Genomic DNA, 9,171 nt, shown 5'->3' on the forward strand with positions numbered 1-9,171 from the left:
CCTTTGGGGTGCAAAATAAGCCGCTTGCTTGCCTTTTGTAGGCGGCTACTTTTCGCTGCGGCTCTTTGAAAGCGTAACTTTTGCCCAAGTGCAAAGCCCCCCAATGGGTGCATTGTACTTATAGACGCTTACTTGCGCTTTTTCTATTTCCACAATTTGTAGAAAAAGATGGTTTAAAATATTGCCTGCCAAATGCTCTAAAAGGTGAGCGGGCTTATAGATTTCTTTTTCTACGATATGATAAATTTTTCCATAATCTATCGTATCCTCGACCTTGTCGCTCAATGCTGCCTGCCAAAGTGAGGCTTCCACTTCCACATCTACGCGATAGCGATTGCCGATAACGCGCTCTTGCTCATATACGCCATGTTTGGCGAAAAATTCCATGCCTTCTAAACTGATTTTTCCCATAGTCGGTTGTTTTATGGCATTGTTGCAAGGATAAAAGCTTTAAATGCACCCCACCCCAAACCCCTCCCCCAAAGGGAGGGGCTTTTATTCGGTATCATTTTTTTATGCTCGCATAAAAAAATGATTTGGTTTTCGAACCCTCCCCTATGGGGGGAGGGCAGGGTGGGGGGTCAGGAGGTTTGTGCGAAGCCCCCACTTTTTTTGACTTTCTGACCGTTGTAACAACGCCTTGTTTTATGGCACAAAGTTATTGTTTTTTGTTGTAATAGTAAAACGTTGAAGTTTTTTTTGATTCAAAACACGCCATTTATTTGAGGGTTGGCAATGGCTCATTTACCAAATAAAGCGTATCTTTATTGAGTCTTTGTTTGAAAAAACGGTATAGTTTCTGGTTTTTCTCTGCCTTTTCTGCCTGCCATTCCTGCCTTTTGAGTTGCTGTGCGTAGCGGCTGATTTTGGGGTCTTCTTGCGGCATTTTCCAAGAAATGATAACAGTAGTGAGCGTATCTAAGTGCAAAAGCGAATCTCGACGGCTGCTCACCACTTCGCCCATAGAAAAATGTTCGAGGTCGGGAAAGAGGGCTTCCATTTCGCCCCTTAGTTCGCCAATGTTTTGTTCTTGTTGTAAAATTTCTTCTTTCTTTTCTTCTACTTTGGCTGCCAATTCGCGCGTCTGTATCTCGATGGTTTTGAGGGTATTTTGCATGACTTCGGCACTCAATTTTGCCACTTCCTCGCGCGACATATTGACTCTAAAAATAGAAACTTTGTGCTTTTTAAGCCCATTAGCCGCTAAGGTACTATCATAACTTTGTTTTTGGGCTTCGGAAATATTTGTTCCCGAAAGGTATATCTTTACCTGTTGTAGGCTATCAGCGTCATAGACCTCCCACTTCAAAACCTCGCTTTCGTTGGTACGTAACTTATTGATTACTAAGGTTTCTATTAGCTTTTGTGTTTGTGTTTGCTGATAAACAGTGTATAGAAAATAGACGCTTGGCGTTAGGATTACGATTAAAAATGCTAACAAAAGTCGTGTTACTTTATTTTCTGTTTTTTTGTCTAAATATTCTTTTACAGGAAAGCGCAAATATTTGACTACTACAAAGGTAGAAAGACTAATAAAAACGGCATTGATAAAAAAGAGATAAAAAGCACCCAAAAAAACCGCCCAATTTCCCGTTGCCAAGCCAAACCCCGACGCACAAAGTGGCGGCATCAAAGCCGTTGCTATCGCTACGCCCGGTATGGCGTTGGTCTTTTCTTTGCGCGAACCCGAAACGATACCTGCAATACCTCCAAAAAGTGCAACAGCAACATCTAAAAGCGTAGGCTGTGTGCGTGCCAAAATTTCGGGGGTAGCCTCGCCCAAAGGCGTGATATTGAAATAAATAAAACTTGTTCCCAAACTTGCCAAGGTTGCCACTGCCAAATTGCGCACCGAGCGAATGAGCATCTCTCTATCTTGTATGCCCAAAGAAAGCCCAACCCCTAAAATGGGCGACATCAGCGGCGAAATTAACATCGCACCAATGATAACCGCCGTAGAATTGGTATCCAAACCAATGGAAGCAAGAAGCGCGGCGCAGGCTAAAATCCAAACATTGTAGCCTTTTAGCTCTATGTTTGTTTCTATTTCTGAAATGGTTTTGGGAATATCCGAGCTATCACGAATATTCAAAAAAGTGCGCACGCGAAAGATTAGGTTTTCCATGTCTTTTGGATAAGATAAAACGTAGGCAAAATAAAAAAAGATAGGCTTGCAAAATAGGGTGTTGCTTCTGATAAGCGTTTCGAATTGCCGTTTCTTATCGGCAAAAATACACTATTTTTGCAATCTCACAACCTTCCTACCTATGATTTTACTCTTATCGCCTTCCAAGACGCAAGATTTTGAAACGGCACACCTTTTGGAAAAAAAGCAAACCCTGCCTTTGCAGAAGCCTTATTTTCAGACAGAAATCGAAAATTTGGTGGCTTTATTAAAAAAATTCGACACTGCCGAATTGGAATCTTTGATGCAAATTAGCCCCAAATTGGCACTGCTCAATCAGGGACGCTTCAAAACCTTTGACCCTACCTTTGAAAGGGCGCACCAACAGAAACCTGCCATCTTTGCCTTTCAAGGCGATGTCTATGAAGGGTTAGAAGCACGCGATTTTTCGGAAAAAGAATTGCTTTTTGCACAAAAACACCTACTTATTTTGTCGGGTCTGTATGGCATCTTACAACCTTTGGACTCCATACAGCCTTATCGCTTAGAAATGAAAACTGCTTTAAAAGGCAAAGTAAAAGAAGGCGAATCTGATTTTACCTTTAAAAATTTATACGAATTTTGGGGCGAAAAACTTTCCCAGCGTCTTTTGGCGTTGGCAGGTGAGCAAAAGATAGTCAATTTGGCTTCGCAGGAATATTTCAAAGCCATTCAGACAAAAAGTTTTACAAAAAAACTTAAAGAAAAAGTTATCAATATTCACTTTAAAGAAAAAAAGGGCAACCGTTATAGCGTTGTTGCCATTTTTGCCAAAAAAGCCAGAGGGCGCATGGCACGCTTCGCCATTCAGCACCAAATACAAGACCCCGAAGCCCTTAAAAGTTTTCAGGACGAGCGTTATCAATTTTTAGCCGACCTTTCTACCGAGTGCGATTGGGTTTTTGGTAGATAGCTTCGTTTTTTTATCTTTTAATTTTTTATTTTCTTTGTAGGTTTGAAAAACGTTTTTAGCCTGTTTGGGCATAGTTAGGACAATATTGGTATTGTCCTAACTACATATTTTCAAATCGGACTATTTTCTTTTTTTAGATTTAATTTCTAATTTGAAGACCACTTTTTCCTCTTCTTTGAGGCGGCTTCGAATGGCACTCAAATCTTCTTCGGCAGGGAGTTCTTCGGGTCTGATTTGCGTCTGGGCGATAAAAGTTTCGCGCACAGCCTGATTACTGCTTTTGTGTGCCGCCGAAATGCTGTCTTTGTCTTGTAGGTCTTGATGCTCGACGTTGAGGAAGGTCAGGGAGGCTGCAAAACGCTTGGCACTCAAAACAACACTGCTCAAAAAATTATTAAGGGGCTGATGCAGTGGCACATCGAGCTGGGCTTTGAGGTCGCGACTGCCCATACCGCCAAAGAGTTCTTTGTCGCCTTTGCGCCTGATGTGGCGCACTTCGTCTTTTTCCAACCCTCTTTCGAGCATACTTCGGCTCAATTGCTTTTCGGTTTGGTGCAGGAGTTTGCGCTCTTGGAGGCGTTCTTTTTCTTTGAGCCTTTGCTCTAAAAGTTCCTGCTTGCGCGTTTGTAGGGAAAAGTAGGTCTGTGCAAAAGCGACTTCTTTTTTAGCGGGGTCGGCATTTTGTGCAATTAGATAACAGGCGTAGCGCGTCAGTTGTAGGTCGGCTACTTTTCGCTCGCCCCCATTCCACATGGTCTGGACGCGCTGCACATCTTTGAAGTTGTCGGCTACTTTTTGACCGCTATTAGCACAGGAAACCTTTGCTTTTTCAATTACATTCTGAAAGTTTTGCCAAAGGCTATAATTGAGCAAGGCTTTCAATTCGCGAGCATACCAAAATTCTACTTCCTCTTTGTCTTTGTGTGCCGATTCTTCAAACTGTTTGCGGAGCTTTTCAATGGTAAGTTTGTTCATAAGTATCTGTATTTGAGTGAGATAATAACAAAAATAATTCGCCTAATCGGTCTGGAAGCAGCCCCTTATTCGCTCAAAAGCCAAGCCAAAGCCGCCTCTTCGTCGCTAAAATAGCGCGTTTGCTGGCTTGTATTTTTCGAAACGGCTTCCAAGATATAGTTCATGCCTGTTTTGTGTAGGATATGCGAAGAAGACAGAATGGCAGTCTTTCGATGCGTCTGTTCGGGGATACGCCTTTTGGTTTCGGGAATCCATTTGACTACAAGCCAAGCGCGTGCCGACATGCTCACGTAGCCTGCTTTGCGGTGGTCTAAGAGTAGGCGGTGGCAATTTAGCTCGATGGACTTTTCCAAGCCCATATTAAAGACGGCTTTGTAGTCGTCGTCGGAAACGCTGCCCTTGAAAAGCAGGCGCATGTAGTTTTGCGTCGGCTCGAAAGTAAGCGAAACGCCTTCTTTTTCTATCAAAATTTCCATGTGAATTTTTGTGAATCTTAAAAAAGGGAAATATAATTGTCTGAAAAAATGCCGCTAATTTTTAGGTATTCAAAAAGGAGATAGGACTTTTTCGCGTTTTTGTGTCAATATGACGCGATTTTTTTTAGAATTTTTTATGAAAGGTACACTCTCTTAGAAACGTCAGAAAAGCGTTTTCGTTGTGTTGAAATTTTTTTTAGTTTTTTTAGCGGCTTTAAAGTTCGCGGTGGCGAATGATTTGCAAATCTTCCCAAATTTGTTTGATGACCTGCTTTTCTTCGGGGTCATAAATCCAATTATGGTCAAAAATTTCAATCACGGCGGGGTTGCCTTGTTTGGAAATCGCAAGGCTATGAAAGGCGGTGCCGCGCTGCTGCTCTTGTTTGATGCGCTTGATGTGGTCTTGGCGCAGGTCGTACATCACAAAATCGGAAACCATCAAAACGTCAGCATCTTTGTAGGCTTTTTGGGAAAGAATGTCGAGGGCTTCGGTTAGGGCAGGGGTAGCGTCTGTGCCGCCATCGAAGGACATGGCTAAAAAATCTACAATATTTTCCAAAGAATTGGCAATATCGTGTAAGGGAATGGTTTTAATACCTATTGCAAAAGAGATTAAAAAGGCTTTCCTTCTATCTTGTGCCGCCATTTTGAGGATACCAAAGGCGAGTGTTTTGGCAATATGAGCGGGCAAGCCATGCATCGAGCCGCTGGTATCGATGCAGACGATAAAAGCACCCTTTTCGCGCCGTTTTTGTTTTTGTTGGGTATGATGTAAGATTTTTTCGCTTTTGATGAGTTTTTTTCCTTCGTATTGAAAAGAAAGCAGCGAACTATCGGCATATTTTTTCAGAAAAAGGGTTTCGGTAAGGGCTTCGGAAAGCAAAGCGGCTTCGGAGGGCAGCATCAAGCTAAGGTCGTTTCCTTTGCGCAGACCGTTTATTTCGTCTTTCTGATAGGGGTCGCGCACCCATTCTTTCTGCACCACAACTTCTTTCCACTCCTCTTCTTCGGTTTCGATTTGTGCCTCGCGCATCTTGCCCAGCATATCGACAAGCTCACGTAAGGAATCTTCCTTTTCGAGCAAAACTGCATATTTTTTCAAGACATCAAAACCTGTATTTTCCCATAAATCGCGCGACATATCCCAATATCGCCCTGCTTCCATGGCAAAGGGCGCGACAAGCTCTAAAAGTTTCATTAGCTCCTCCACTTTGGCATATAAAAGCTGACAAAAAAGCTCTCTTTCGCGCTCAATTTCTTCAAATTGGTAGGCTAAAATTTTAGCGGTAAGCAATGCGTCCCATTGGGCTAAAAAGTCGGCAAGCAAGATATCGAAGGGTGATTTTTTCTCACTTTGCACCTGATAGTCAGGCGATTGGATATAGGTTAAGGTTTCCGCTTTGAGGCTTTCTATCTTTTTTTTGTAGAAATCCAAATCTAATTCTTGTGGCAAATAAATACTTGAAAGATACTGAAACAAGATAGGATATTCTTCTAACCAAAGGTGTGTAGGCATGTGCGACCAAGCGTCAAATTTGTCTTTTTCCTCCTGATACGGATTTTCGGATTGAATTTTTTTATCGGTATCGCGTAGCCATTTGATGATGTCTTCGATGACCTGCCCTGTGAGGCGTTCATTGCCTTTTGAAAGCTCTATAATTTTGTCATTTTCAAAAATTTTATCCAAAGATTTATTTAGATACTGAAAATAACGCGCCTGTGCTGCACTTAATTCTTGGGTAGAAAGTGCGGCAGCCTGCTGTTTGTCGCCTTCTACGCCTTGCAATTTGAGGTGTAGATACTGCACCAGATAGCGGCGTGTGGGGCGGTCGAAGATTTTCCCAAACTCTATAAAGCGGCTAAAAGCCTCATCTAACTCGTATAATCCCATATTGTAAAAGATTTGAATAACAACAAACCAGCAAAGGAATTGTTTTTGAGCCGCCATCGCGGGGCTTGTCCTTTGGCGAGGGTTTTATATCGGACAAAAAATAAGTATTTGCCCTATCGAGGGCTTAAAATAATCGGTTGTTCTTTTTTATTTTTTAACAAAAAGCACTATCTTTCAACCGTTGTCGATGCTTTTAGCCGTCGGCGAGGTTTTTTTTGAGAAAACAAGAAAAAAAGATAAAGAAATCGCCTTTTTGAGGGCTAAAATCGCAACAAACATGAAATTACACCAAAAACTCTTTTTCTTCGCGCTCTGCCTTTTTTCAGGGGCATTGTTAGCGCAAGAAGACTCTGAAACTGCAAAGGTAGCAGGCAGAACCCTACCCAACGGCATCAAGCTCATAAAAGTAGAGGGCGGCACTTTTCTTATGGGCTGCGACGAGCAGCGAGATGGAAATTGTAATGATGATGACAAGCCTGTTCATTCGGTAACACTAACAGATTTTTGGCTTAGTGAAACCGAAATTACCAATGCCCAATATGCCGCTTTTTTGAATGAAAAACAACCTTCAAAAGCAGATTTAGAAAAGTGGATAAACCTAAGTGGTAGTTATAAAACTGAAAAATGCCGCATTTCTAAACAGGACAGTCGCTATGTAGTAGAGAATGGCTATGAAAATCAGCCTGTTATCTATGTGAGTTGGTATGGTGCATCTGAATTTTGCCGTTTTTATGGCGGCTCTCTGCCTTCGGAGGCGCAGTGGGAATATGCTGCAAGAGGCGGTAATAAAAGCAAAGGCTACAAATACGCAGGTTCTAATAATTTAGATGAGGTGGCGTGGTATATAAAAACAACTAACATCAATGGCATGAGTCCTGTACGCCAAAAAAAGCCGAATGAATTAGGCTTGTATGATATGAGCGGTAACTTGTGGGAATGGTGTGAGGATTATTGGGACGAGCGGTTTTATGAAACCGAAGACGCAAAAGAGCAAAATCTTTTGAATAACAAAGTATCTAAATACAAGCTTTTGCATGGCGGTTCATGGTTCGACTTTAACAACTACTGCCGCTCTGCCAACCGTTTCAGGGTCAGTTCTACTTATTGGGGCAGCAACTACGGCTTTCGTTTGTCCCTCAGGCAGTAACGCTTTTCGCTTTTACTTTTTGTAGGGACAAGGCATTGCCTTGTCCGCATAGCAGGATTGAAAAAAAACGTTGGTTCAATTTGCACATAGTTTGGATAATTCGGTGCGTTTGTGCCTACGAAAATACTTGTGTAGGCATTACCTTGTCCGAAGTTAGGTTCAAACTCTAAAAGGACTTTAAAAATTTTAGGGTTTAGTAACTAAACTTTATTTTGTATTAAAACTTGATAAAATTGTTTTGTATCATCTATTTTCCCCGAAATTGAGATAGGATTTTGGGGAAAATTATTGTTTCTGATTTTATTTTAAAATTTTACTCTCTATGAAAGTATCACGATTCATTGCTTTGTTTTTTTGTTGTATGTTCTTTTGCTTTGTTCAGGTCTTGCAGGCACAAATTTCTTCCGAACAGAAAAGCATTATCCACCAAAAAGCAAAACAGCTATTAGAAAACTACCATCAATATATCAATTTGTTGGGCGATTCGGAAAACCTCTCTTTTGAGGAGCGTGAGCAATATATTGCGGCTTCTTTTCGCGAACAATTCTACCGAGCGAATTGCTTGCTTTATAACGACCTTGACCCTGAGGAAAAGACGAGCAAAAATTTGCCTTTAAACACTTACATCAACTACTTGTTGCTTTGGTACAATCAGGGAGTTAGTGCTAAATTTATCGGCGAACCTCGTTTTGGGAATGTCTTTCGCCAAGATGGAAATTGGTATATTTCCGTTTTTGTGAAGAAAGAAGTGCGTGGATATTATATGAATAGAAAGGTTCAGAATCGTCAGTACGATTTAGAGTTTCGCCTAACTTTTAATCGCAGTGATAAAGGGGTCATCAGTGAGATGAAGATTGCAGAAATAGGGAGTGGCAAAGGAAGTACTCCTGCCGTCGAGGACAACCGAGCCGAAACCCGCACCCTACCCAACGGCATCAAACTTATCAAAGTAGAGGGCGGCACTTTTCTTATGGGCTGCGACGAGCAGCGAGATGGAAATTGTCAAGATAATGAAAAACCTGTCCATTCCGTAACGCTAACGGATTTTTGGCTTAGTGAAACCGAAATTACAAACGCCCAATATGCCGCTTTTTTGAATGAATACGGCAGCGATATGGTAAAGAAGGGCGAGCACAAAGGGCAGAAGATGATTCATGAAGATGTATGGGGAGTGAAAAAAGTAGGTAATAATTGGCAACCCCAATCAGGTTTTGAAAATCACCCTGTTGTATTTGTAACGTGGTATGGCGCATCTGAATTTTGCCGCTTCTATGGCGGCTCTCTGCCTTCGGAGGCGCAGTGGGAGTACGCCGCCAGAGGGCAGTGATGTTAAGTTCTGTAAAAAAAGCTATCTTTGCATTTTCTACTGCGAAACAAAATTTGGTTTATGGACTTTTCTCTCTTTATCAGCCAAATGCAAGACCCTCGTCGTCGGGTCGGGCAACGCTATCCGTTTGATGCGATGATGTGGATGATATTTCTAAGCATTGCTTGTGGTTATGAAAGTAGCCGTAAAATGGCATCTTTTTGTAAAGCTCAAGAAGATTTGTTTGTTCGGCATTTCAAGCTAAAACATGGTGTCCCCAGCCATGTAACCTTTCATAG

9 protein-coding genes are annotated in these 9,171 nt (G+C 41.8%); 4 read left to right on the forward strand and 5 right to left on the reverse strand.

Features of this window, described 5'->3' with window-relative positions; genetic code table 11:
* Positions 1-45 precede the first annotated feature (45 nt).
* Complete coding sequence (gene folB / locus G500_RS0105290; protein ID WP_027001829.1) at positions 46-411, reverse strand: dihydroneopterin aldolase; 366 nt, start codon at positions 409-411, stop codon at positions 46-48.
* 307 nt (positions 412-718) lie between these two features.
* Complete coding sequence (locus G500_RS0105300; protein WP_027001831.1) at positions 719-2,125, reverse strand: TIGR00341 family protein; 1,407 nt, start codon at positions 2,123-2,125, stop codon at positions 719-721.
* Between the two features lie 142 nt (positions 2,126-2,267).
* Here G500_RS0105300 and yaaA point away from each other — a divergent pair, with 142 nt between their 5' ends.
* The gene (yaaA, locus tag G500_RS0105305) at positions 2,268-3,077 is read left to right on the forward strand and encodes a peroxide stress protein YaaA (protein WP_027001832.1); all 810 of its coding nucleotides are present in this window, start codon (positions 2,268-2,270) and stop codon (positions 3,075-3,077) included.
* Between the two features lie 120 nt (positions 3,078-3,197).
* On the opposite strand, the gene dinD is transcribed toward yaaA, so the two are convergent.
* The 3 genes from dinD to G500_RS0105325 form a co-directional block, all read right to left on the reverse strand.
* The gene (dinD, locus tag G500_RS0105310) at positions 3,198-4,052 is read right to left on the reverse strand and encodes a DNA damage-inducible protein D (protein WP_027001833.1); all 855 of its coding nucleotides are present in this window, start codon (positions 4,050-4,052) and stop codon (positions 3,198-3,200) included.
* Positions 4,053-4,117: 65 nt separating this feature from the next.
* A complete protein-coding gene (locus G500_RS0105315; protein ID WP_027001834.1) occupies positions 4,118-4,528 on the reverse strand; it encodes a SpoIIAA family protein in 411 nt (136 codons plus the stop codon).
* Positions 4,529-4,742: 214 nt separating this feature from the next.
* Positions 4,743-6,419 (reverse strand): VWA domain-containing protein, encoded by a 1,677-nt coding sequence (locus G500_RS0105325; RefSeq protein WP_161626082.1) that lies wholly within the window; start codon positions 6,417-6,419, stop codon positions 4,743-4,745.
* A gap of 277 nt (positions 6,420-6,696) precedes the next feature.
* On the opposite strand from G500_RS0105325, the gene G500_RS22410 reads away from it, so the two are divergent.
* The 3 genes from G500_RS22410 to G500_RS25450 form a co-directional block, all read left to right on the forward strand.
* The gene (locus tag G500_RS22410; protein WP_161626083.1) at positions 6,697-7,566 is read left to right on the forward strand and encodes a formylglycine-generating enzyme family protein; all 870 of its coding nucleotides are present in this window, start codon (positions 6,697-6,699) and stop codon (positions 7,564-7,566) included.
* 322 nt (positions 7,567-7,888) lie between these two features.
* Entirely contained in the window at positions 7,889-8,893 is a 1,005-nt protein-coding gene (locus G500_RS22415; protein WP_086047822.1) for a formylglycine-generating enzyme family protein, read from the forward strand.
* A 60-nt stretch (positions 8,894-8,953) separates the two neighbouring features.
* A partial coding sequence (locus G500_RS25450) for a transposase family protein (protein ID WP_027001836.1) occupies positions 8,954-9,171 on the forward strand: 218 nt, incomplete at its 3' end.

This window comes from Hugenholtzia roseola DSM 9546 (assembly GCF_000422585.1).
Lineage (GTDB): Bacteria > Bacteroidota > Bacteroidia > Cytophagales > Bernardetiaceae > Hugenholtzia > Hugenholtzia roseola.